Source organism: Streptomyces rishiriensis (assembly GCF_003112535.1).
GTDB lineage: Bacteria > Actinomycetota > Actinomycetes > Streptomycetales > Streptomycetaceae > Streptomyces > Streptomyces rishiriensis.
Genome location: NZ_BEWA01000017.1, coordinates 42465 through 65501 on the forward strand (window position 1 = coordinate 42465; position 23037 = coordinate 65501).

Here is a 23037-nt window from a genome sequence, read left to right on the forward strand (position 1 = left end):
TCGCATTGTCGGTTCGTGCCACGTACGAATACCGTTCGTGGCACGAACTGACGGGGTGTCCGGGGACGCCCCTCCAACGGGGAGAGGGCGGGCCACGCCATGTCGTTCCACCGGTCGTCATCACATAAGTCGTCATCACATCAGTCGTCGGCGGATCCGTCGTCCTCGCACGGGTCGCCCCAGGGGCAGTCGTCGCCGCACCGGCCCCCGTCGCACGGGGCGGCACGGCGGGAGCCGCTGTTCGGCACCGGACTCAGCACCGCCGTCGGCGAGGTCGAGGAGACGCTCCGCCTCGCCGTCCAGGCCGACCGTCAGGGGCTGGACCTCGTCACCGTTTCCGATCACCCTTACTACGGCGGCCGGCTCGACGCGTACGCGATCCTCGGCGTCGTCCTCGGGCGGACCGAGCGCGTCTCCGGCCTGGTGTGCGTGACCAACCTGCCCAGCCGCCCGGCCCCGATGCTGGCCCGCACCGTCACCTCGCTGTCCGCGCTGACGGGGGGCCGGCTGGTGCTCGGCATGGGGGCGGGCGGGCTGTGGGACGACATCGCCCGCCTCGGGCTGCCCAGGCTCGGGCCGGGCGCCGCGGTGCGGGCGCTCGAAGAGGCGATCGTCCTCGTCCGTCTGCTGTGCGGCGGTGCCGGGCCGGTCACCTTCGAGGGGGAGTTCTACCAGGTCCATGACCTCGAACCGGCTCCGGTCGAAGCCCCGCCGGTGTGGACCGGCGCCGTCGGCCCGAAGTCCCTCGCGGTCACCGGACGGGTCGGGGACGGCTGGATCCCCGGACACGCGGCGGACTGGCTCAGCCCGCGTTTCAGGGACTCCCGTCCGGTCATCGACGAGGCCGCGCTGCAGGTGGGCCGCGACCCGGCGGACGTCGCCACCGTCTACAACCTGCCGGGCGTCATCACCTCCGCCCCGGCAGCCGCCCCGCGCGACCGCGAAGGTCGCTGGCGGGGCGGCTCGGTGAGCCAGTGGGTCGAGGAACTCACCGGTGCCGCACTGGAGTTCGGGGCGGCCGGGTTCGTGCACTTCCGCGTCGAGGACGGGACGTCCGCTGCCGTCACGCTCGGCCGGTGGTCCGAGGAGATCGCCCCGGCCGTGCGGGAGGCGGTCGCTGCGGACCGTACCTGACGGATGCTCAGGCGACGTTGCCGCAGAAGAGATTCAGCGGTGCGCGCTCACGGGTACGAGACCACGGTCGACGGCACCGTCGAGGTGCCGGAGGTCGGCGCCCCGGTGTCGTTGACGACGTGCTCGTACTGTCCGTTGCCGCCGAGGGAGACCACCAGCAGGTCGTGGAACTTCACGCCGGGCGTGTTCGGGGCGGCGAAACCGTGGTGCTGGACGATCGTCGGGTCGACGTTGTAATAGCAGTAACTGCCCAGACCCCAGCCCTCGTGCGCGGTGACCTCGTCGCCCACCTTGTAGGCGGCGTAGCCCCGCACCGGACCGTTCTGGATCGCGGCCTGGTTCGGGGCGTCGTACGCCTTCTCGTTCTGGAAGAAGATCGTGCGTCCGCGCTGGCCGTACCACTGCACGTCGTACTTGTTGAAGTGCTCCACGAACAGGCCGGTGGCCAGGACGTCGTGGCCGTTGACGACCACGCCGTAGTCGGCCCGGTTGGTCTCCCAGCCGACGCCCTCGCCGTGGTCCGCGCGCCAGACCCAGGTGTGGTCGACGATCGTGTGCCGGTTGTTGATCACCATGCTGGTCGTGGCCCTGCCGGCGCCGGCGCCCCCGATGCGCACGAACACGTCCTGGACGGTGGTCGGGTTGGCTGAGTGGTCGCGCGAGGCTCCGGGCGGGCCGACTTCCAGCAGGGTCGGGGAGTTGACCGGCCCGGCGTCGATGAGGAAGCCGGCCAGCCGCACCCCGTCCACGTCGGCGACCTTGAGCGCGGTGACGCCGTTGTCCGGGATGAGCGTGGCGTACCCCAGGCCCAGCACCACGGTGTCGGCGCGGGTCACCCTGATCGGCTGGTCGAGGTGGTAGACACCCGGCGTCAGCAGCAGGTCGAGGCCCTGTGCGAGGGCCTGGTTGAGGGTGGCCGCCGAGACGTCGGGCTTGGCGACGTAGAACCGTGACAGGGGCAGCGAGGAGCCGCGCGGCGTGCCGTTGCCCCAGCTGATCCCGCGCGCGTTCGTCCGCTTCGCGGGCAGGAAGACGCGGAAGCCGCCGCCGTCGACGTACAGGAACGGCTTCTCCCGTGAGACGGGCGTGGTGTCGAGCGTGGTGTACGGCGGGGCGGGGAAGCTCTGGGCGGGCGCCCCCTCGACGCCGGAGAACACCATGTTCCACACGCCGTTGAGCCAGCCGCCGATCGCGCTGTCCCGGGTGTACCACTGCTGCTGCGAGTAGGGGCCGATCCCGCCCTCGATGCGGCTGTCGGCGATGTACCCGCCGCTGGCCCAACCGTAGCCGGACGGGGCCAGGTCGAGGCCGCCGTGCACGTGCATCCGGCGGAAGGGGGCGGCCTGGGCGACCGCCCAGCGGTTGGTCCCGCTGACCGGGACGAGCGCGAGGTTCTCCGCCGAACGCCAGAAGTTCTGGGTGGCGTTGCCGCCGAACCAGCCGGCGTCGACCGTCACGTCCCCGTTGATCGTGGTGTCGTCGGGGGAGAGGCCGAGGCCCGCGACGGAGGTGTAGAAGCCGAGTTGGGCGTTGAGGCCGTGGTACACGCCGGGCTTGAACAGCAGCGCGTAGCGCCCGGCGCCGAACTGGGCCGACTCCTGCTGCCGGAACACCTCGTCGAGACGGGCCTGGATGTCCGGCGTCGACGGATCGAAGACGAGGACGTTCGGCCCCAGGTCGCCGCCGCCCCGCAGCGCGCGCGGACGGCTCCCCGGTGCGGCAGCGGCAGGTGCGGCCACGGGGGCGGCGGGGGGCGTCGCGGCGGCAGGCGCGGCGGTCAGCGCGGTGACGGCGGGTGCGGCCGCGGCGGTCGCGGCGGCGGCGAGGACCGATCGGCGGCGGACGGCGGGCGTGTCCGACGGCGGGGTGTGGGGCATGGGCGGCTCTCCTCGGTGCAGGCCGCTCGAAGTGAACGGCTGAGTTGGGGAAGTGAAGGAGGACGTGCCTGAGAGCGCTCTCTCGACGTGAATGCTTCAACTGCCCGAACGTGCGCGTCAAGTGGTGGAGACGGAGTTCCGCGGAGTGTGCCGGGACTCTTGACGCGCACCGCTCACAGGGTTTAACTCACGTCCTAAATTAAGCCCTGATGACACCGGGAGCCCACCCATGCGCACCATCCGAGCCGCGGCCACAGGAGCCGTCGTCATGTCCCTCGCCCTGGCGGCCACGGCGTGCGGCGGAGGGAGCTCGACCGACGGCGAGGGCTCCAACGACTCGCCGAAGACCCTGACCTACTGGGCCTCCAACCAGGGCGCGAGCATCGAGGTGGACAAGAAGGTCCTCCAGCCGGAGCTCGACAAGTTCGAGAAGAAGACCGGGATCAAGGTGAAGCTGGAGGTCGTCCCCTGGTCGGACCTGCTCAACCGGATCCTCACCGCGACCGCCTCCGGCCAGGGCCCCGACGTCCTCAACATCGGCAACACCTGGTCGGCCTCGCTCCAGGCCACCGGCGCGCTGCTGCCCTGGAACGACGTGAACCTCGCGAAGATCGGCGGAAAGGGCCGCTTCGTCGCCTCCGCGCTCGGCTCGACGGGCGCCCAGGGCAAGGACCCGGCCGCGGTGCCGCTCTACTCCATGGCCTACGCCCTGTACTACAACAAGCAGATCTTCGCCGACGCAGGCATCGCACAACCCCCCGCGACCTGGGCGGAGTTGACGGCTGACGGCAAGAAGATCCAGGCCAGGGGCAATCAGGTGCTGGGCGCCGAGGGCGCCAACGTCTCGGAGAACGTCCACCACGTCTTCGTCTTCGCCAAGCAGCACGACGCCGACTTCTTCACCCCCGACGGCAAGCCCGACTTCACCTCCGACGGCGTGGTCACGGCCGTGCAGCAGTACGTCGACCTGATGGCGAAGGACAAGGTCATTCCGCAGGGCAACGCCGAGTACGCCCAGAACCAGTCCGTCAGCGACTTCGCCAAGGGGAAGACGGCGATGCTGCTGTGGCAGTCCGCCTCCGCCAACCTCGCGTCCCAGGGCATGAGCGAGGACCGGTACGGCGTCGCCCCCGTGCCCGTGCAGTCCGGAGCTCCGGGCGCCGGCGCCCAGGTCGACTCGATGGTCGCGGGCATCAACCTGGCCGTCTTCAAGAACACCGACAACCTCGACGGCGCCACCGAGTTCGTGAAGTTCATGACCGGTGACGAGGAGCAGAAAATTCTCAACAAGGCTTACAGCACCATTCCACCGGTTGCGTCGGCGCAGGCCGACCCGGCCTTCGGCACCCCGGCGAACGCGATCCTGAAGGACACCCTCGCCAAGAGCGCCGCCGCCCTCCCGCAGGTCGCCGACGAGTCGCAGTTCGAGACGACGGTCGGCACGGCCGTCAAGGCACTGTTCGCCGAGGCGGCCGCAGGCCACCCGGTGACGACCGAGTCCGTGCGGGCCGAACTCGCCAAGGCCCAGCAGCAGATGCCGGCGAAGTGAGCCGGATGACCATCACGGTCGAGGCCGGGAAGCCTCAAGTCGCCGGCGGCGAGCCGGCCCCGCGATCGCGGCCCGGGCGGCGGAGCCACCGCGTCGGACTGCCCTACCTGCTGCTCCTGCCCGCCCTGATCCTCGAACTCCTGGTGCATCTGGTGCCGATGGTGATCGGCGTCCTGATGAGCCTCAAGGCGCTCACCCAGTTCTCCATCCGCGACTGGGGCGCCGCCCCCTGGTCCGGGCTCGACAACTACCGCGTGTCGGTGCACTTCGACGCCCCCGTCGGTCAGGCGCTCCTGCGCTCCTTCCTCGTCACGGTCGGCTTCACCCTGCTGTCGGTCGGCCGGTGCTGGCTCATCGGCACCGCCGCGGCGATCTTCATGCAGGACGCCTTCCGCGGCCGCGGACTGCTCCGGGCGCTGTTCCTGGTGCCGTACGCGCTGCCCGTGTACGCCGCCGCGATCACCTGGGTCTTCATGTTCCAGCACGACAACGGCCTGGTGAACCACGTTCTGCACGACCAGTTGCACCTCACCGACAAGCCGTCCTTCTGGCTCATCGGCGACAACAGTTTCTACGCGTTGCTCACTGTTTCCGTATGGAAGGGCTGGCCGTTCGCGTTCCTCATCGTCATGGCCGGCCTGCAGAACATCCCGCGCGAGCTGTACGAGGCGGCCGCGCTGGACGGAGCCGGGGTGTGGCAGCAGATCCGCCGCATCACCCTGCCCTCCCTGGCCCCGGTCAACCAGGTCCTGGTCCTGGTGCTGTTCCTGTGGACGTTCAACGACTTCAACACGCCGTTCGTCCTCTTCGGCCGGGCCGCGCCGGAGGCCGCGGACCTGATCTCGGTCCACATCTACCAAGCGTCCTTCGTCACCTGGAACTTCGGCGCCGGATCGGCGATGTCGGTCCTGCTGCTGCTCTTCCTGCTCGCCGTGACGGGCGTCTACCTGGCCCTCACCACCCGGGGAAGGAGGCCCTCCCGTGCGCGATGACTCACCCATGGCGCCGCCGGGTTCGTTCCTGTGGTCCCGGCGGATCTTCCTCGCCCTGCTCACCGGTTTCGTCCTGGTGCCGGTCTACGTGATGGTCTCCAGTTCCCTGAAGCCCCTCGCGGACGTCACCGGCCGGTTCCGCTGGCTGCCCAGCGGACTGACGATCCGCCCCTACATCGACATCTGGTCGACGGTCCCGCTCGCCAGGTACTTCGTGAACTCGCTGATCGTGGCCGGCGCGGCGACGGTCTGCTCGGTGGTGATCGCCGTGTTCAGCGCATACGCAGTAAGGCGTTACGACTTCCGCGGCAAACGCACCTTCACGGTCACCGTGCTGTCGACCCAGATGTTTCCGGGCATCCTCTTCCTCCTCCCGCTGTTCCTGCTCTACGTCAACATCGGCCACGCCACCGGCATCGCGCTGTTCGGCTCGCGCGGCGGTCTGATCCTGACGTACCTCACGTTCTCGCTGCCCTTCTCCATCTGGATGCTGATCGGATACTTCGACTCGGTGCCGCGCGATCTGGACGAGGCCGCACTGGTCGACGGCTGCGGACCGCTCGGCGCGCTCCTGCGGATCGTGGTGCCGGCCGCGGTCCCCGGCATCGTGGCGGTCGCCGTGTACGCCTTCATGACCGCCTGGGGCGAGGTCCTCTTCGCCTCCGTCATGACCAACGACACCACCCGCACGCTCGCCGTCGGACTCCAGGGCTACTCCACCCTCAACGACGTCTACTGGAACCAGATCATGGCCGCCTCGCTCGTCGTCAGCGTGCCCGTGGTGGCCGGCTTCCTGCTGCTCCAGCGCTACCTCGTCGCCGGCCTGACAGCCGGAGCCGTGAAGTGAACCCGAGCCGTGAAGTGAACCCGAGCCGTGAAGTGAACCCGAGCCGTGAAGTGAACCCGAGCCGTGAAGTGAACCCGAGCCGGGACGCGAACCGCAGCCGTGCGGTGACCCGACACCCCGTTCCCGAAAGGACCTCAGTGACCATCGACCTCGCCGCCCTGCCCCGCGACTTCCTGTGGGGAACCGCCACCTCGGCGTACCAGATCGAGGGAGCCGTGGCGGAGGACGGCCGATCGCCGTCGATCTGGGACACGTTCTCGCACACCCCCGGAAAGATCGCGGGCGGCGACCACGGCGACGTGGCCTGCGACCACTACCACCGCTGGCGCGAGGACATCGGCCTGATGAACCGGCTGGGAGTGAACGCCTACCGGATGTCGGTCGCCTGGCCGCGCGTCGTGCCCGGCGGCGACGGCCCGGTGAACCCCAAGGGCCTGGACTTCTACGATCAGTTGGTCGACGGGCTGCTGGAATCGGGCATCACCCCGTCCGTCACTCTCTACCACTGGGACCTGCCCCAGGCTCTCCAGGACCGCGGCGGCTGGCCCGAGCGAGAGACCGCCGAGCACTTCGCCGGCTACGCCTCGGCCGTCGCCGAACGGCTCGGCGACCGCGTCACGCACTGGGCCACCCTCAACGAGCCCCTGTGCTCCGCCTGGATCGGCCATCTCGAAGGGGCGATGGCCCCCGGCCTCACCGATCTGACCGCGGCCGTCCGCGCCTCCTACCACCTCCTCCTCGGCCATGGACTCGCCGTCCGGGCCATCCGCGCGGCGGCGCCCCGCGCGAAGATCGGCATCGTCAACAACCTCTCCACCGTCCGCCCCGCCACCGACCACCCCGAGGACGTCGCCGCCGCCCGCCGCATGGACGGGCACACCAACCGCTGGTGGCTCGACCCGGTGCACGGCCGCGGCTTCCCGGCGGACATGCGGGAGGTGTACGGCGTCGAACTCCCGGAGAAGCACGACGACTCGGCGACGATCGCCGCGCCGCTGGACTGGCTGGGCCTGAACTACTACTTCCCGGCGACGGTGGCCGACGACCCGGACGGACCGGTCCCGCACGCCCGTTCCGTCCGCCGGGACGGCGTCCAGCGCACCGCCATGGACTGGGAGGTCGACCCGAGCGGCATCGAAACGCTGTTGCTGCGCCTGACCGACGAGTACGGCGCCCGCCGGCTGTACGTCACGGAGAACGGTTCCGCCTACCCGGACGTGGTGCGCCCCGACGGCTCCGTCGACGACCCCGAGCGCCAGGCCTACCTGACCGGCCACCTCGCCGCCTGCGCCTCCGCCGCCCGCCAGGGCGCCCCCCTGGCCGGCTACTTCGCCTGGTCGCTGCTGGACAACTTCGAGTGGGCGTACGGCTACGACAAGCGGTTCGGCCTCGTCCACGTCGACTACCGCACCCAGGCCCGCACGATCAAGGGCGCCGGACGCCACTACGCGGAGATCGTCCGCAGGCACCGGGAGGGGGTGGCGCGGGCCGCCTGAGCCGGAGCGGCCCACGGGCCGGGCGGGGGCAGCGGGCTCGGGGCGGGGAGCCGCGGGGCGCGGTCCGCGGCGTGAGGGCTGCGGTCCGCGGTCTGCGGTCTGCGGTCGTCCGCAGCAACGCGGACCGATGGGCACGACAGCGGGTGCGCGCGCCGGGGAACGGCGAGAGCCGGAGACCGGCGGGCACTGGAGACCGGTGGGCGCGGGTGCGGGAGCCCGCGCCCGCCACCCCGTGCGGAAGGCGAGGACCGCGCCGCTCACCGGCCGCTCACGGGCTGCCGGACGAAGGACCGTTGACGCGGTCCCGTATTCGCGACGCATGCCGCACCGCCCGGTCCGCCGGGCACCGTCCGATGGTCCCGAATCGTCCTCGTGCGTTTTCCATCACATGATCTGTCCAGCACCCAACCTCGTCACGTGAAACGCCCTCCTAATGCTCGGCAGAGGAAGGGGTGTTGACTTCATGGACGAAGAGACCGGGGTGTCCCGGCGGTCGGTCTTTCGCACGGCGGCAGCTGCTGTCGGGCTCGGTGCGAGTGCCGCGCCGGCAGCCGCGTTGATGTCCGCCGCGACGAGTCACCAGCAGGCGCACGACACGGGATCCGCGGGCACGGTGCACCCCGCGGCTTCGTTCCCCCCTGCCGATCCCGTGTCCCCGACCGGCCGTCCGTTCATCTGGTTCGAGCCCCACCAGGACGACGGACTGCTGTGGGCGTGGAAGATCCTGACGCATCACGCGCTCACCGGGCGGGACGTGCACGTCGTCCTCGCCACGGACGGATCCGCCTCGAGGATCCGGCGCGTGCTGAACGGCGAGACCTCCAACCGGTACTGGGGCCGTCACTATCCGGACCGCGAGGGCTACGGCCATCTCACCCCCATGAGTCCGAAGGCCTTCGCCAAAGCCCGGGACAGGGAACTGAAGGCGGCCTGCGGGCCCCTCGGCATCGTCCCGGAGAACCTGCACCTGGAACTGGACTGGCGGCAGCCGAAGATCGACGTCCCCCGAGCGCGGGAACTGATCACCCGGTACGCCGATCTGTACCCGGACGCCGGGCTGTGCACCATGTGGTGGAAGGACACGGATCCGTGCCATTCCGCTCTCGGCACGGCGCTGCGGCAGCTCCACCTCGACGATCCGGTCCGGTTCCGCGACTGCCGATGGGTGGTGCGCCGCAAACAGGGCCCCACGGCGCCCGGGGCCGTTCCGTACCGGATCCCTCCGCAGCTCGCGGCGACCGCACACCAGATGGCGAAGAACGCGAGCCTCGCCTACAGCTCCTGGGCGCCGGGCAGGACGGAGGACGACGGCATGTACGCGATCGGGCTCCATTCGGTCGGCTCCGACCTCGCGGCGGTCAGACGCGGCGAACCCAACTGGATCGTGGACAAGGCATGACCCGGCTCGGCGAGACCCCGGCGCGCACCGCACGCGGGAACCGACCGGGTTGTCCCTCGCTGAGCCTCCTGTGAGGATCTCCCCATGCCGATCTTCACCGTCGCCGACGGAACCCGCCTCGCCCACCACGCGGCGGGGGACGGCCCACCCCTGATCTGCCTGCCCGGCGGCCCCATGCAGTCCGCCGCCTATCTCGGCGACCTCGGCGGGCTGACGTCCCACCGGCGGCTCATCGGGCTGGACCCCCGGGGCACCGGCGGGTCGGAGGCCCCCGCGGACACCGCCTCGTACCGCTGCGACCGCCAGGTCGACGACGTCGAGGCGCTGCGCGTGCACCTCGGGCTCGAACGGATCGACGTGCTCGCGCACTCCGCCGGGGCCAACCTGGCACTCCTGTACGCCGCCCGCCACCCGGACCGCGTGGACCGTCTGCTGCTGATCACCCCGAGCGTGTACGCGGCAGGCCTGGAGATCACGGCCGAGGACCGGTTGGCGACCGCACGACTGCGTCGCGAAGAGCCGTGGTTCGCCACCGCCTACGCCGCCCTGGAGGCGATCACCTCCGGCCGGGCCACGGCCGGCTCCTGGCAGCTCGTCGCCCCCTTCTTCCACGCACGGTGGGACGAGGACGCCCGAGCCTTCGACGCGGCCGGCGAGAAGGAGAAGAACCAGGAGGCGGCGGCCGCGTACGCCGCGGACGGCGCCTTCACCCCGGCCGCCACCCGCCGGTCCCTCGCCGACCTTTCGTCACCGGTCCTCCTCCTCGCGGGCGAGGGCGACCTGGGCGCGCCGCCGCGCGTGATGCGGGAGTTCGCCGGGCTCTTCCCGAAGGCCGAGTTCGTCGTGCAGCCCGGCGCGGGGCACTTTCCGTGGCGGGACGATCCCGAGCGCTTCGTGTCGGCGGTGACGGAGTTCCTGGACGGCGGGCGGTGAGCACGGGATTCGTTCACGCGATCGGGTGATGTGCCGGCGAGCGGGCACGGGCCGATCCGGCGGACCGTTGTGCGGGTGACGGGATCTTCCCGCTCACGACGACCACGGGGGAGCCATGAGCCTGCACATCCAGCGCAACGCCGACGGCACGATCACCGGGCACAACACCGAGACCGGCTTCATGGTCACCTCGGCCGACGAGGAAGAGGTGCGGCGGCTGGTGCACGAGGACGCCGGCTGGGAGTACACGCCGCCGCCTCCGCCGACGCCTGCGGGATTCCACCGGTTCGTGCTGGTCCACGACGAGTTCGGCGACGGCGGCTTCGGCGACGAACGGTACGAGCGCCTGCGCACCCATCCGCCCAGCGGCTGTGAACCGGTCGACCGGGGCTGCTTCGCCCTCACCTGTGAGCGTCCCGGAGCCACCCTGCTGGGAGCCGTGTCCGACACGGTCGCGGAGATCCGCCGCGAGCACGGCCTGGTGATGAGCAGCCTCGGCATCGACAAGCCGGACGAATGGTCCGCGGACGACCGGGACGGCTACGGAGCGCAGACCGTCGCGCAGCTGATGCTGACGGCCGCCCATCGAGCCGCACTCCTGGGCTACGGGCGGAAGGACCTGGTGCGTCTCCTCGATGCGAGCGGGCTGAGGTGAGCACAGGGCGGGCGGCCTCGGGTGAGCGCAGCGGGCCGTCGCGCCCGCCCCGCACCGGCAGTCCGTAGCGGGGGTCTTTCGGCGGCATCGTCGACGACCCCGCCCGGCCGCGGCTCGCGGCTGCTGCGCCTGCTGGGCGACGATGGCGACCCCGGGTCCAGGGCCTGTGACGAGTGCTGGTCGATGTCGCCGTCCACGGCCGGCACTTGGCGACGGACCGCGCCGAGTGCCGTGCGAACAGGTCCGACAGGCTCGTCTTGCCGCTGCCGCTGCCGCTGCCGCTGCCGCTGCCGCCCTTCCCCGCGAATGCGACGCGCATCACCGCAGCACCTTGTTGAAAATGAATGTCATGTGGCTAGATTGAGGGGTCCCTCGTGATCTCTGTCAACTCCGGGAGTGGTGATCCAGTGATCGACTTGTCCAGCTTGCTGCATATGATTCGCAAGTGCGTCACTACTGCATCAGGCCTGCGGGCCCCGAGGACCTGGACGGCGCCCGAGCCGTCATGCTCGACACCGTCTACCGCGATTTCGGCAGCGGTTATGTGCCCCGCTGGCACGGCGACATCATCGATCCCTTCGCCGCCTACCTCGCCCCGGAACGCCACACCCTGCTCGTCGCGCTCGACGGAGCGACCTCCGGTGCCGGTGGGAACCCCGGCACCGGAGGGAGCGGCGAGGTCGTCGCCACCGCCGCCCTCGACTCCCGCGGTCCCGCGTACCCGCCGAACCCGCGTCACGTCGCCGAGCGCTATCCCTCCGGGACGACCGCCCAGTTGCGCCGCGTCTACGTCCGGCGCGAACACCGGCGGCGCGGCCTCGCCCGGCGGCTGGTCGCCGAACTCCTCGCCTTCGCGGCCGCGGACGGCGGCTACCGCTCCGTCTATCTGCACACCGACCCGGCCGTCGAGGGCGCCGAGCGGTTCTGGCGGTCGCTCGGCACCGTCGTGCACGACGAACGGGAGGAGGCCGACGGCGGCCAGGGCGTCGTGCACTTCGACGTCCCCCTCGACGCTTTTGGCCCCGCCGCTGCCCCCGCCGTCGCCCCCGCCGACCTCCCCTGCGGGGGTCTCCTCCCCGCTTCTTCTCCCGCCCTCCACCCCCCTCGCACAGGCCGGTAACTCCATGCACGTCCCGCTTGGTCCGCGTAGTCCGCACAGTCTCCGGAGCCCGCGTGGTCTCCGTCGTCCCCGCCGCCTCCCTCGTTCCCGGCTCCTCGCCCTGTTCTGCCTCACACCGCTGCTCGCCGGCTGCTTCGCCTCCTCCGGCTCCGGCGGCGGCCACGGCCAAGGCAGAGATGCCGGGGGCAGCGGTTCGCGGTTGCGGGTCGCGCTCGCCTTCCCGCCCGCCGAGAACCTCTCCCCGTACGGAGCCGACGCGACGATCCTCAGTCGTCTCGGCGTCACCGAAGGGCTGACCGCGCTCGACGGCAACGGCTCCGCCGTTCCCGCGCTGGCCGCGTCCTGGCGGCGTGAGGACGACCGCACCTGGCTGTTCACGCTGCGCGAGGCCGTCTTCCACGACGGCACGGACGTCACGCCCGCCGCCGTCGCCGCCTCCCTCGCCCGGGCCGGCGAGGCCAGGCCCGCCCCGGCCGCCCTGGCCGGTGTCGCCTTCACGGCGAAGGCCGCGGGCGGCGCCGCCGTACGCGTCACCACCGCCGCCCCGGACCCCGTGCTGCCGTTGCGCCTGTCCAGTCCGAGTCTCGCGGTCCTCTCGCCGAAGGCGTACGGGAAGGGGAAGAAGGACGCCGTCGACCCGGTCGGCACCGCCACCGGCCCCTTCGAGATCACCCGGGTGACCGGGGCGAGCGCCGCCGCCCTCGACCGCTTCGACGGCTACTGGGGCGGCCGCGCCCAGTCCTCCGGTGTCGACGTGCGCTTCGTCGCCGACGGCGCCGCCCGCGCCAACGCCCTGCGCACCGGCCAGGTGGACCTCGCCGAGGCGATACCCGTCGCCCAGGCCGCCACCCTCGACCCCGGCACCCGCCGTGAGACCGCCACGACCCGCACCACGAGCCTCCACCTCAACGCGCGGTCGGGCGTCTTCAAGGACCCGGCGCTGCGTGCCGCCGCCCGTGCCGCCGTCGACGCCTCGGTCCTCGCCGAGGGTGTGTACGAGGGACACGCCGACGCGGGCGCCGGGATCTACGGCCCGGCCGTCACCTGGGCGCAGGGCAAGCGCGTCCGGCCGGCCGGACGAGCGAAGGCGGTCGCCCCCGGCGGCGCCTCCCTCACCCTGGCCACCTACGACAACCGGCCCGAACTCCCCGAAGTCGCGCAGGTGTTGAAGCAGCAGTTGGAGAAGGCCGGCTTCAAGGTGACGCTGGAGGTGCGTGAGTACTCACGGCTGGAGAGCGACGCCCTCGCCGGGAGGTTCGACGCGTTCGTCGGCGCCCGCAACAGCCTTCTGGACACCGGTGACCCGGTCTCCGTCCTCGCCGGCGACTTCACCTGCGAGGGCGGCTACAACCTCGCCCGGCTCTGCGACCCGGACGTCGACCGTGCCGTCGGGAAGGCGCAGGCGGCGGCGGACGCCGACGAGCGGCAGGACGCCGCGATGGCCGCCGAGGCCGTGATCCTCGGCACCGACGCCGTGGTCCCGCTGGTCCACCAGCGCATCATCACGGGCGTCGCGGCGAGGGTCGGCGGCGTGACGCCCGACCCCTACGAGCGCACCCTCGTCGGCGCCGGGACCAGGCGCTGACGCATGAGGAGCAGGATGGGCGCGCTGCTGTGGCGGGTGGTGCTGGGCGCGTTGCTGGTGTGCGGGATCGGGCTGCTGCCCTGGCTCTCGCGGACCGACCCGGCGCTCACCGTGCTGAAGGCGCGGTCCGCCGACCGCGACCCCTCCCCGGAGGTGCTCGCCGACATCCGCGACCGGCTCGGCCTGGACGACGGTCCGGCGCGTCTGTTGGGGCGGTGGCTCGCGGGGTTGCCGCGCGGGGACGCCGGGCGGTCCTGGATCTCCGGCGCCGACGTCCTGCCCGGCGTGCTGGACGCGCTGGGCGTGTCCCTGCTGCTGACGGCGGCGGCGCTGGCGGTCGCCGTGGTCGTCGCGGCCGGTGTGTGCGCCCGCACCCTGTTCCTCGGCGCGCGGCGGCGCCTGCAGGGCCGGCCGGCCGGCGGCTCGGGCTCCGCCGTGCTCGCCGCGCTGCCGGAGTTCCTCCTCGCGTCCGTCCTCGCGACGGTGGTGGGCGTGCAGTGGGGGTGGCTGCCCGCCCTCGGCTGGTACGGCCCGCAGTGGACGGTGCTGCCCGCGCTGGCCCTCGGCCTGCCGGCCGGTGCGGTCCTCGGGCGGCTCCTGGACGACCGGTTGCCCTCGGCGTTCGCCGAGCCCTGGGCGTCGGCCGCCGCCGCGCGCGGACTTCCCGGCCGCAGCATCGCCCGTCAGGCGTTGCGCCGTTGCGTGCCCGGACTGCTGCCCAACGTGGGGCTGTTCGCGGTGGGGCTGACCGGGGGGTCGGTCGCCGTGGAGCAGATCTTCGACATCCCCGGCCTCGGCCGGACCGCCCTGCAGGCGGCGATCGCCCAGGACCTGCCCGTTTTGCAGGCCGGAGCCCTCGTGCTCGTCGCCCTCGCGGCCGTCACCACCGGCGTGGCGCGGCTCGCCGCCCGGCTGCTCGTCGGCCCCGCCCTGCGCGACGGGGCCCTGCACACCCTGGACCGGCCGGCGCCGGCCGCCCGCAGGGCGCCGCCGCTCGTCCACGGCGTCCTGCTGCTCGGCGTCGTGGGTCTCGGTCTGCCTCGCGACCCGCTCGCCCTGGACACCGGCGACCGTCTCCGATCCCCTTCCGCGGCGCACCCGTTCGGCACGGACGCGCTCGGCCGGGACGTCCTCGCCCGGGTCGCGCACGGCGCCGTCGACACCCTGCTCCTCGCGTTCACCGTCAGCGCGCTCGCCCTGACCGCCGGGGTGCTGCTCGGACTGCTGCCCCGGCTGTCCGGTCCGCTCGTCGACACCGTCAACGCCGTACCGCCCGTGCTCGCCGCGCTCCTGGTCGCCGCGGTCCGGGGCAACGGCCCGACGACGCCCGCCCTGGCCGTGGCGGTGGTGGCGTGGGCGCCCCTCGCCGCGCACACCTCGGCGCTGCTGCGGCAGGAAGGGGCCACCGTCCACCTCGCCGCCACCCGGGCTCTCGGCGCGGGCCGCTGGTACCTGCTGAGGAGCCGGCTCCTGCCGGCCGTCCTGCCGCCGGTCGTGCGCCACGCGCTGCTTCGGCTGCCCGGGATCGCCCTGGCCCTCGCCTCCCTCGGCTTCCTCGGCCTCGGCGCCCAGCCGCCGTCCCCCGAGTGGGGCCTGCTCCTGGCGGAGAACCAGCCCTATGCCGAACGCGCCCCCTGGGCGGTCCTCGCTCCGGCCGCCGTGGTCGCTCTGCTCGGGGCCCTGGCGGTGACGGCGCCCGGCCTGCTGCGACCGCCGGGGCGCACACCGCGATCACGAGGATCCGTACGCCCTCGACGGCGTGGTGCGGCGGAGCAGCCGACCGCTGAACAGCTCGCGGCCCGAGCCGAGTCGGCGGGGCCGGGACGACCGAGAGGGGGGTCCGTGCCGCCTCCGCGAGCGGGATCCGTGTCACCTCCGCGCCGGGCGTGAACGGCCGAAGGGCCCGGTTCGCCGACGAACCGGGCCCTTTCGATCGGACGACCGACCGCCTGAGCGATCGGCTCCCTGCGCGAGGACGACTACACGAGCTCCAGTACGGCTTCCGTCGGGAGTTCGGTCACCGTCCGCGAGGTCCGCCACAGCCACAGCACGTCCCGGCCGAACGACCACACCAGCGAGCCGAGCGCCAGCAGCACCACGGCGAACGTGGCGGCGTAGGGCAGCAGTTCGGAGCCCGCCAGCAGCAGCAGGACGCCCTGCAGCGCGGCGACCGTCTTGCGGGCGGTGCTCGGCGGGAGCGGGGCGTTGAGCCAGGGGGCGACGCGGGCCGCGGCGACGAAGGCGTAGCGCATGCCGCCGATCAGCAGGACCCAGGGGCCCAGCGCCATCGAGACGTACACGCTGAGCACCAGGATCAGGAACGCGTCGACCTCCATGTCGAAGCGCGCGCCCAGCGCCGTCGAGGTGTTGGTGCGGCGGGCGACCTTGCCGTCGACGCCGTCCAGGATCAGGGCCACGGCCGTCAGACCGACCAGCAGCGTGACCGGGGGTGTGCTCTCGAAGGAGTCCGCGACCAGTGCGGTCACTCCGCCGACCAGCGTCGCGCGGCCGAGGGTGACCCGGTTGGCCGGGCCGAACGTGCGCAGGCTGGAGCGGTGCAGCGCCCGGGAGAGCACCGCCCAGGTGGCGACGGCGAAGACGAGACCGGTCACCCAGCCCGCCGGCCCCATGCCGATCGCCGTGCCGAGCAGGGCCAGCAACAGGATCTGAACGCCCGCTCCCACAGCGGTCTCCTGCTGGACCAGCCTCGCGTCGTAAGTGTTGTTCAGGGCCACCGCACGTTCCTCCGGCCAGATGACAGAGATGATCAGTGCCGCGTACTGTGCGCGGACTGTGCACACCTCGGTACGTGAACAGGTTCCCGATCGTTCAGGAGGATGTGGATGTCGATCGCCGCGCGTGCGTTCTGGGTTGCCTCTCCCGGTGAAGGAGAGATCCGCGAAGTCGTCGTCGCGGACCCGGCCGAGGGCGAGGTCCTGGTGCGTTCGCTGTGGTCCGGCGTCAGCCGCGGCACGGAGACCCTCGTCTTTCGCGGCGGGGTGCCCGCGAGCCAGCACGCGGCCATGCGGGCGCCGTTCCAGGAGGGCGACTTCCCGGCGCCGGTGAAGTACGGCTACCTCAACGTCGGCGTGGTGGAGCGGGGACCGGCGGAGCTGCTCGGCCGCACGGTCTTCTGCCTCTATCCGCACCAGACGCGGTACGTCGTCCCGGCGACGGCGGTGACGGTCGTGCCGGACTCCGTGCCCGCGCGCCGGGCCGTCCTCGCGGGTACCGTGGAGACGGCCGTCAACGCGCTCTGGGACGCCGCGCCGCTGGTCGGCGACCGGATCGCGGTGGTCGGAGGTGGCATGGTCGGCTGCTCGGTGGCCGCGCTGCTGGCCCGTTTTCCCGGAGTCCGCGTGCAGTTGGTGGACGCCGACCCCACGAGGCAGAAGGTCGCCGAGGCGCTCGGCGTGGACTTCGCATCGCCCGCGGACGCTCTCGGCGGCTGCGACCTCGTCGTGCACGCCAGCGCCACCGAGCAGGGCCTGACACGCTCGCTGGAGCTGCTCGCCGACGAGGGGACCGTCCTCGAACTGAGCTGGTACGGCGACCGGAAGGTCTCCCTCCCGCTCGGCGAAGACTTCCATTCCCGGCGGCTGGTCGTGCGCAGCAGTCAGGTGGGCACGGTCTCCCCGGCCCGCCGTTCCAGCCGCACTTACGCCGACCGGCTCGCCCTGGCCCTGGAGCTGCTGGCCGATCCGGCGCTCGATGCCCTCGTCACGGGAGACAGCGCTTTCGACGAGCTGCCGCAGGTGCTGCCGAAGCTCGCGTCGGGCGAGATCCCGGCGCTGTGTCACGGCATCAGGTACGACCAGGAGCGCCTGACCTGAGAAAAGAGTGAGATCAGGGTGAACAGGGGGAACCCAAGAGCCGTACTACACGGCATCCCCCGGCGGTCAACGGCCGGGGGAGCAGAGGCGCCGCACCTGGAGGGTCGTCCGTTGTTCAGTGTCACCGTCCGCGATCACATCATGATCGCCCACAGCTTCAGCGGCGAGGTCTTCGGACCCGCGCAGCGCCTGCACGGAGCGACGTTCCTCGTGGACGCCACCTTCCGCCGCGAGCAGTTGGACGACGACAACATCGTCGTCGACATCGGACTGGCCACGCAGGAGCTGGGAGCGGTGGTCAGCGAGCTGAACTACCGCAACCTCGACAACGAGCCGGACTTCGCGGGGGTCAACACCTCGACGGAGTTCCTGGCCAAGGTCGTGGCGGACCGGCTCGCGGAGCGCATCCACAAGGGCGCCCTCGGCGAGGGCGCGCGGGGCATCGCCGCCGTCGCCGTCACCCTGCACGAGTCGCACGTCGCCTGGGCGAGTTACGAGCGTGCGCTGTGACCGACGTGACGGTGGAGAAGGCCGCCGTGCAGACCGCGCCGGCCGGCAAGCAGGCCCCGCTCGCGTACGTGCCCGTGCAGGCGCCGCTTCCCAAGATCGGTGGGATCATCCCCATGTCCCTGCGCTCCGTGCACTTCGTGATGCCGGGCGGCGTCGACGACGCGGCGAACCCGAGCGGCGGCAACGCCTACGACCGGCGTCTGTGTCTGGACCTGCCCGGTTTCGGCTGGCAGGTCCACAAGCACCTGCTGTCCGGATCCTGGCCCCGCCCGGAGGCGGACGCCCGCGCGGATCTGGCGCGCACGCTGCGGGAGTTCCCCGACGGCACGGTCGTCCTCCTCGACGGGCTGGTCGCCTGCGGGGTCCCGGAGATCATCGCCCCCGAGGCGGAGCGCCTGCGGCTCGTCGTCCTCGTCCATCTGCCGCTGGGCGACGAGCGCGGCCTCGCGCCCGAGGTGGCCGCCGAGCTCGACGCCAAGGAGCGGGCGGTGCTGCGGGCCGTGCCCGCGGTCGTCGCCACCAGCGACTGGGCGGTGCGCCGACTCGTCTCCCATCACGGCCTCGCCCCCGAACGGGTGCACGTCGCCGCCCCCGGCGCCGACATCGCCCCTCTGGCGTCCGGCACCGATGGCGTCTCCCGGCTGCTGTGCGTGGCCTCCGTCACTCCGCGCAAGGGCCAGCACCGGCTGGTGGAGGCGCTGGCCGCGGCCAAGGACCTGCCGTGGAGCTGCGTGTGCGTGGGGGGTCTCGGGCAGGACCCGGAGTACGTCGCCCATCTGCGCGAGCTGATCGGCAGGCACGGTCTGCAGGACAGGCTGGAGCTGGCAGGCCCGAAGGCCGGCGCCGAGCTCGACGCCGCCTACGCCTCGGCCGACCTGATGGTCCTCACCTCGTACGCGGAGACGTACGGCATGGCCGTCACCGAGGCGCTGGCCCGCGGCATCCCGGTCCTGGCGACGGACGTCGGCGGGCTGCCCGAAGCGGTCGGCCGCGCCCCCGACGGCGGGGTCCCCGGCATTCTCGTCCCGCCGGAGGACCCGGCCGCCCTCGCCGCCGAACTGCGCGGCTGGTTCGGCGAGCCGGACGTGCGACGGCGGCTGAAGGCGGCGGCGCGCAGCCGCCGGGCCGCCCTGAACGGCTGGGCGTCCACCGCCCAGAGCCTGGCCGGCGTTCTGGGCAGGCTTCCCAGCGAACCCCGGAGGGTGGCATGAGGAAGACGACGGCGACCCCGGCCGACGTGTCACGACGCGTGGTCGGCGTCCCGGCCCAGCCCGGCCGCATGGAGTCCGTCTCCCTGGCGGAGGGCGCGCTGCCCGCGCCGGGCCCGACCGCGTCGCATCCCGGGCCGGACGCGGACCCCGCGCCGCAGGCGTCGGCTCCCGGCGCCGCGCCCATGGCGCACGCCGAGGGCCCGGGCGCCGAGGCCGACCCGCAGTCCGTCATCGCCGGCGCCGGGCCGGTCGGCCGCTCCGGCGAGCGGCCCACCGTGCGGCTGCGCGACGCCGGGCCGGACGAGCAGCCCCGCTACGCCCCCGAGTGGCTGGAGCTGCGCGAGCCCGCCGACGCCGCCGCCCGGTCGATGGAGCTGCTGGACCCGCTGCGGATCCGGCTCGCCAACCTGCCCGGACGCAGCGGTCTGGCCATCCACGACCTGGGCTGCGGCACCGGCTCCATGGGCCGCTGGCTGGCCCCCCGGCTGGACGGCGCCCAGCACTGGGTCCTGCACGACCGCGACCCCTACCTGCTGCACTTCGCGGCCGTCGCCTCCCCGCGGGCGGCCGCCGACGGCAGCCGGGTCACCGTCGAGACGCGCCGCGGCGACGTCGCCCGCCTCACCCCGGACGCCCTGCTCGGCGCCTCGCTGGTCACCGCCTCCGCGCTGCTGGACGTCCTCACCCGCGAGGAGGTCGAGACGCTCGCCGCGGCCTGCGCCGGCGCGGGCTGCCCCGCGCTGCTGACCCTGTCGGTCGCCGGCCGGGTCGAACTCAGCGCCCCCGACCCGCTGGACGACGAGATAGCCGCCGCCTTCAACGACCACCAGCGGCGCGGCGGTCTCCTCGGCCCCGACGCCGTCTCCGTGGCCTGCGAGGCGTTCGCCGACCAGGGCGCGACCGTCAAGGTGCACCCGAGCGCATGGCAGCTCGGCCCCGAGAACGTGGGCCTGACGGCGCAGTGGCTGCGCGGCTGGGTCGGCGCGGCCGTGGAGGAGCGCCCCGAGCTGGCCGAGCGCGCCGAGCCCTACCTGGCGGCCCGGCTCGCGGCCTGCGCCGCCGGCGAACTGCGCGCCACCGTGCACCACAGCGACCTGCTGGCGCTGGCCCGGCCGACGGGCGGAGCCGGATGAGCGCGGAGACGGTCGGCCCCCGGGTGACCAGCGCGGCGCCCGTGCTGTGGGCCGAGACGGGCTCGCCCGTCGTGCGCCGGCCCCCGCGGGCGGCGGCCGGCGGCGCCGCCGTCTCGGCGGCCCGCATCGGCGTCGTCGTGGCCGAGCCGCACGCGAAGCGGCCTTCCCCGCTGCGCGCCCTGCTCGGCAACCGCGCCCTGCGCACCCATGTCGGGACCGTCGCCGGAGTCGTCATCCTCACCGTGCTGCTGTGGCGGCTGGGCACCGGAGTCTTCCTCGACGGGCTGCGGCGGATCGACGCGCCGACCCTGCTCGCCGCGCTCGCGATCGGCGCGCTCACCACCGTGTTCAGCGCCTGGCGGTGGGCGCTGGTGGCCCGCGGGCTGCGGATCCGGCTGCCGCTCGGCCCGGCCGTCGCCGACTACTACCGTGCCCTGTTCCTCAACGCGGCGCTGCCCGGCGGCGTCCTCGGCGACGTGCACCGCGCGGTGCGGCACGGGCAGAGCGCGGGCGACGTCGGACGCGGTGTGCGGGCCGTGGTCCTGGAGCGCACCGCGGGACAGCTCGTGCTGACCGTGGCGGGCGTGACGATCCTGCTGACCCTGCCGTCCCCGGTCATGCAGGACGTCCGGCAGATCACGCCGCTGGTCCTGCTGGCCGGCGCGGGAGCCTTCGCCGTCGCCCTCGCCGTGCGGATGAGCTCCTCGGGGCCGCGGCGCGCCGGGCGGCTGCGGGCGACGCTGGCGGAGGCCCGCGAGAGCCTGCTGTCGCGGCGCAACGCGCCGGGCGTCGCCGTGTCCTCCGCGATCGTGCTGAGCGGACACCTCGGCATGTTCGTCGTGGCCGCGCGGGTCGCCGGTTCCGGCGCCTCCGTGCTCGCGCTGCTGCCGATCGCCGTCCTCGCGCTGCTCGCCATGGGCCTGCCGCTGAACATCGGCGGCTGGGGCCCGCGCGAGGGCGTCACCGCGTGGGCGTTCGGCGCCGCGGGGCTCGGCGCGAGCACCGGGCTGACGGTCGCCGTCGTCTACGGGGTGCTCAGCTTCGTGGCCGCGCTGCCCGGGGCGGTCGTGCTGGTGGTGCGCTGGTCCGCGGGACTGCGCACCCGGGCCGCCGGCCCGGACCTCGACGAGCGGGGCGAGGACGAGCGGCGCTACGAGGAGGCCTCGTCACCGGCCCCGGTCGCCGAAGCCTCCGAAGCCGCGGAGGTGAGCAAGGCGAAATACGCGCCGAAGGAATCCGCCAGGCTCGCCAGGAGTTCCTTTCCCTTTTCCGCCGAACCCAGGGAAGGACGGCCGATGACGCCCGAATCGGTATAGGCGGACATTCCCAGCGTGAGCAGATGACGGCGGTCGTCCGCGACGAAATCGGCCGACTCATAACCGGGCCGGACGACGTCGGGGTGGGCGTGCAGCAGGATCGAGGTCTCGATCTCCCCGGCGTGCATGTCGGTGAGCAGCGAGGTCGACACCCCGGACCGCTCCAGCGCCGCCTCCCAGTCCTCCGGGGCCGGGAAGAGCGCCATCCGCTCGCCTGCGGCGGAGGACTCCTGGACGACGTTGCCCAGGACGTAGTTCCCGCCGTGTCCGTTGACCAGCACCAGGGCTTCGACGCCCGAGCGGCGCAGCGACGCCGCGATGTCCCGTACCACCGCGTGAAGGGTCACGGAGGAAATGCTGACGGTTCCCGGCCAGGCCGCGTGCTCGTGCGAGCAGGCGATGGTCACCGGCGGGAGGAGGTGCACCGGGTACGCCCCGGCGATCTCCCGCGCGACGGCGCAGGCCACCAGCGTGTCGGTGGCCAGCGGCAGGTACGCGCCGTGCTGTTCGAAGCTGCCGACGGGCAGGACCGCCACCTGCGTCGCGACTCCGGCTCCCCGGGCCCGCACGTCCTCGGTGGTGTCCGTCGGCATCATTCCGTACGCCGCCGACCGTATGTCCGAACCACTCATTTCTTCCCGGCCCTTCGTCTCTGCTTAGGAACCAGATCATGACAGAAAACATTGGCGTACTCGGCACGAAGACCCCGCAGCGCACCGGTGTGGAACGCGTGGTGAATGCCCCCCTGCCCACCGTGTACGGGAAATTCCAGGCGATCGGCTATATGGACCACGACCGCGGTGACGAACAAGTCGCCCTGGTCTACGGCGAGATCGGCGCGGAGGACGTGCTGACCCGGCTGCACTCGGAATGCCTGACCGGCGACGCGTTCGGCTCCCAGCACTGCGAGTGCGGCGATCAGCTGGAGTCCGCGCTGCGGGCGGTGGTCGCGGAGGGCCGTGGCGTCGTCGTCTATCTGCGCGGGCACGAGGGCCGCGGCATCGGACTCCTGGGCAAGCTGCGGGCGATGGCGTTGCAGGCGGAGGGCCTGGACACCGTCGAGGCCAACGTGGCGCTCGGTTTCCCGGTGGACGCCCGCGACTACAAGGTGGCCGCCGACATCCTGCGCGACCTGGGCGTGCGCTCGGTCCGCCTGATGTCGAACAACCCGCGCAAGCGCGAGGCGCTGGTGGACAACGGCATCAGGGTCGCCGAAGAGGTGCCGCTGCTGATCGAACCGTGCGAGAACAACATCACCTACCTGCGCACCAAGCGGGAGCGCCTGGACCACCGGCTGCCCCACCTGGACGCGGTGGCGCACTGGTCCTGAGCGCGCCGCACGCCGCCGCCCCCGCGCGCGGGGACCACGGCACGACGCACGACGGCCCCGGCGCACGACAGGCCTGGTGCACGACAGCCCCGGCCTCGGCAGCGGGCCGGGGCCGTC

At 72.8% G+C, this 23037-nt stretch carries 19 protein-coding genes and 1 pseudogene; 17 read left to right on the plus strand and 3 right to left on the minus strand.

Annotation, left to right across the window (positions count from 1 at the left end; genetic code table 11):
* The first annotated feature begins 99 nt into the window (after positions 1 to 99).
* Positions 100 to 1134 carry an LLM class flavin-dependent oxidoreductase gene (locus Sri02f_RS28100; protein ID WP_109004123.1) on the plus strand — a complete coding sequence of 345 codons (1035 nt, stop codon included), beginning with the start codon at positions 100 to 102 and terminating at the stop codon, positions 1132 to 1134.
* 47 nt (positions 1135 to 1181) lie between these two features.
* On the opposite strand, the gene Sri02f_RS28105 is transcribed toward Sri02f_RS28100, so the two are convergent.
* Positions 1182 to 3011 carry a pectate lyase-like domain-containing protein gene (locus Sri02f_RS28105; RefSeq protein ID WP_174855718.1) on the minus strand — a complete coding sequence of 610 codons (1830 nt, stop codon included), beginning with the start codon at positions 3009 to 3011 and terminating at the stop codon, positions 1182 to 1184.
* Positions 3012 to 3240: 229 nt separating this feature from the next.
* Between Sri02f_RS28105 and Sri02f_RS28115 the strand changes: the two genes are divergently transcribed.
* The 10 genes from Sri02f_RS28115 to Sri02f_RS28160 all read left to right on the plus strand — a co-directional run bounded on the left by Sri02f_RS28115 (position 3241) and on the right by Sri02f_RS28160 (position 15477).
* On the plus strand, positions 3241 to 4560 hold the full coding sequence (locus tag Sri02f_RS28115; RefSeq protein WP_109004125.1) for an ABC transporter substrate-binding protein: 1320 nt from the start codon (positions 3241 to 3243) through the stop codon (positions 4558 to 4560).
* Positions 4561 to 4565: 5 nt separating this feature from the next.
* Positions 4566 to 5552: a carbohydrate ABC transporter permease gene (locus Sri02f_RS28120; RefSeq protein WP_109004126.1), complete on the plus strand. Its 987-nt coding sequence runs from the start codon at positions 4566 to 4568 to the stop codon at positions 5550 to 5552.
* Between the two features lie 7 nt (positions 5553 to 5559).
* On the plus strand, positions 5560 to 6399 hold the full coding sequence (locus tag Sri02f_RS28125; protein ID WP_109004127.1) for a carbohydrate ABC transporter permease: 840 nt from the start codon (positions 5560 to 5562) through the stop codon (positions 6397 to 6399).
* A 137-nt stretch (positions 6400 to 6536) separates the two neighbouring features.
* Complete coding sequence (locus tag Sri02f_RS28130) at positions 6537 to 7895, plus strand: GH1 family beta-glucosidase (protein WP_109004128.1); 1359 nt, start codon at positions 6537 to 6539, stop codon at positions 7893 to 7895.
* Between the two features lie 463 nt (positions 7896 to 8358).
* Complete coding sequence (locus Sri02f_RS28135; protein ID WP_159106792.1) at positions 8359 to 9294, plus strand: PIG-L family deacetylase; 936 nt, start codon at positions 8359 to 8361, stop codon at positions 9292 to 9294.
* Positions 9295 to 9378: 84 nt separating this feature from the next.
* Positions 9379 to 10227 (plus strand): alpha/beta fold hydrolase, encoded by an 849-nt coding sequence (locus Sri02f_RS28140; protein ID WP_109004130.1) that lies wholly within the window; start codon positions 9379 to 9381, stop codon positions 10225 to 10227.
* A gap of 115 nt (positions 10228 to 10342) precedes the next feature.
* Entirely contained in the window at positions 10343 to 10882 is a 540-nt protein-coding gene (locus Sri02f_RS28145) for a hypothetical protein (protein ID WP_109004131.1), read from the plus strand.
* 445 nt (positions 10883 to 11327) lie between these two features.
* A complete protein-coding gene (locus tag Sri02f_RS28150; RefSeq protein ID WP_109004132.1) occupies positions 11328 to 12002 on the plus strand; it encodes a GNAT family N-acetyltransferase in 675 nt (224 codons plus the stop codon).
* Positions 12003 to 12006: 4 nt separating this feature from the next.
* The gene (locus tag Sri02f_RS28155; protein ID WP_109004133.1) at positions 12007 to 13587 is read left to right on the plus strand and encodes an ABC transporter substrate-binding protein; all 1581 of its coding nucleotides are present in this window, start codon (positions 12007 to 12009) and stop codon (positions 13585 to 13587) included.
* Positions 13588 to 13590: 3 nt separating this feature from the next.
* The gene (locus Sri02f_RS28160; protein ID WP_109004134.1) at positions 13591 to 15477 is read left to right on the plus strand and encodes an ABC transporter permease subunit; all 1887 of its coding nucleotides are present in this window, start codon (positions 13591 to 13593) and stop codon (positions 15475 to 15477) included.
* Between the two features lie 89 nt (positions 15478 to 15566).
* On the opposite strand, the gene Sri02f_RS28165 is transcribed toward Sri02f_RS28160, so the two are convergent.
* The gene (locus tag Sri02f_RS28165; RefSeq protein WP_109004358.1) at positions 15567 to 16322 is read right to left on the minus strand and encodes a CDP-alcohol phosphatidyltransferase family protein; all 756 of its coding nucleotides are present in this window, start codon (positions 16320 to 16322) and stop codon (positions 15567 to 15569) included.
* A 108-nt stretch (positions 16323 to 16430) separates the two neighbouring features.
* Between Sri02f_RS28165 and Sri02f_RS28170 the strand changes: the two genes are divergently transcribed.
* The 5 genes and pseudogenes from Sri02f_RS28170 to Sri02f_RS43115 form a co-directional block, all read left to right on the plus strand.
* Complete coding sequence (locus Sri02f_RS28170) at positions 16431 to 17420, plus strand: zinc-dependent alcohol dehydrogenase (protein WP_109004135.1); 990 nt, start codon at positions 16431 to 16433, stop codon at positions 17418 to 17420.
* 111 nt (positions 17421 to 17531) lie between these two features.
* A complete protein-coding gene (locus Sri02f_RS28175) occupies positions 17532 to 17930 on the plus strand; it encodes a 6-pyruvoyl trahydropterin synthase family protein (RefSeq protein WP_069772866.1) in 399 nt (132 codons plus the stop codon).
* On the plus strand, positions 17927 to 19141 hold the full coding sequence (locus tag Sri02f_RS28180; protein ID WP_109004136.1) for a glycosyltransferase family 4 protein: 1215 nt from the start codon (positions 17927 to 17929) through the stop codon (positions 19139 to 19141). The genes Sri02f_RS28175 and Sri02f_RS28180 overlap by 4 nt, the downstream gene beginning before the upstream one ends.
* Positions 19142 to 19323: 182 nt before the next feature.
* Complete coding sequence (locus tag Sri02f_RS28185; protein ID WP_245970859.1) at positions 19324 to 20274, plus strand: SAM-dependent methyltransferase; 951 nt, start codon at positions 19324 to 19326, stop codon at positions 20272 to 20274.
* Positions 20271 to 21272: pseudogene (locus tag Sri02f_RS43115) on the plus strand (lysylphosphatidylglycerol synthase transmembrane domain-containing protein); the annotation flags it as partial. The gene Sri02f_RS28185 and the pseudogene Sri02f_RS43115, both read left to right, overlap by 4 nt.
* A gap of 152 nt (positions 21273 to 21424) precedes the next feature.
* Here Sri02f_RS43115 and Sri02f_RS28195 read toward each other — a convergent pair.
* Positions 21425 to 22222 carry a creatininase family protein gene (locus Sri02f_RS28195; protein WP_109004138.1) on the minus strand — a complete coding sequence of 266 codons (798 nt, stop codon included), beginning with the start codon at positions 22220 to 22222 and terminating at the stop codon, positions 21425 to 21427.
* A 38-nt stretch (positions 22223 to 22260) separates the two neighbouring features.
* Between Sri02f_RS28195 and ribA the strand changes: the two genes are divergently transcribed.
* Complete coding sequence (ribA, locus tag Sri02f_RS28200; protein ID WP_109004139.1) at positions 22261 to 22920, plus strand: GTP cyclohydrolase II; 660 nt, start codon at positions 22261 to 22263, stop codon at positions 22918 to 22920.
* Positions 22921 to 23037 lie beyond the last annotated feature (117 nt).

Excerpts from the sequence above, each read along its gene's own strand:
- Sri02f_RS28100 (WP_109004123.1), top strand. The coding sequence starts at position 100 with ATGTCGTTCCACCGGTCGTCATCACATAAGTCGTCATCACATCAGTCG.
- Sri02f_RS28105 (WP_174855718.1), bottom strand. The coding sequence starts at position 3,011 with ATGCCCCACACCCCGCCGTCGGACACGCCCGCCGTCCGCCGCCGATCG.
- Sri02f_RS28115 (WP_109004125.1), top strand. The coding sequence starts at position 3,241 with ATGCGCACCATCCGAGCCGCGGCCACAGGAGCCGTCGTCATGTCCCTC.
- Sri02f_RS28120 (WP_109004126.1), top strand. The coding sequence starts at position 4,566 with ATGACCATCACGGTCGAGGCCGGGAAGCCTCAAGTCGCCGGCGGCGAG.
- Sri02f_RS28125 (WP_109004127.1), top strand. The coding sequence starts at position 5,560 with ATGGCGCCGCCGGGTTCGTTCCTGTGGTCCCGGCGGATCTTCCTCGCC.
- Sri02f_RS28135 (WP_159106792.1), top strand. The coding sequence starts at position 8,359 with ATGGACGAAGAGACCGGGGTGTCCCGGCGGTCGGTCTTTCGCACGGCG.
- Sri02f_RS28140 (WP_109004130.1), top strand. The coding sequence starts at position 9,379 with ATGCCGATCTTCACCGTCGCCGACGGAACCCGCCTCGCCCACCACGCG.
- Sri02f_RS28145 (WP_109004131.1), top strand. The coding sequence starts at position 10,343 with ATGAGCCTGCACATCCAGCGCAACGCCGACGGCACGATCACCGGGCAC.
- Sri02f_RS28155 (WP_109004133.1), top strand. The coding sequence starts at position 12,007 with ATGCACGTCCCGCTTGGTCCGCGTAGTCCGCACAGTCTCCGGAGCCCG.
- Sri02f_RS28160 (WP_109004134.1), top strand. The coding sequence starts at position 13,591 with ATGAGGAGCAGGATGGGCGCGCTGCTGTGGCGGGTGGTGCTGGGCGCG.
- Sri02f_RS28170 (WP_109004135.1), top strand. The coding sequence starts at position 16,431 with ATGTCGATCGCCGCGCGTGCGTTCTGGGTTGCCTCTCCCGGTGAAGGA.
- Sri02f_RS28185 (WP_245970859.1), top strand. The coding sequence starts at position 19,324 with ATGGCGCACGCCGAGGGCCCGGGCGCCGAGGCCGACCCGCAGTCCGTC.
- Sri02f_RS28195 (WP_109004138.1), bottom strand. The coding sequence starts at position 22,222 with ATGAGTGGTTCGGACATACGGTCGGCGGCGTACGGAATGATGCCGACG.
- ribA (WP_109004139.1), top strand. The coding sequence starts at position 22,261 with ATGACAGAAAACATTGGCGTACTCGGCACGAAGACCCCGCAGCGCACC.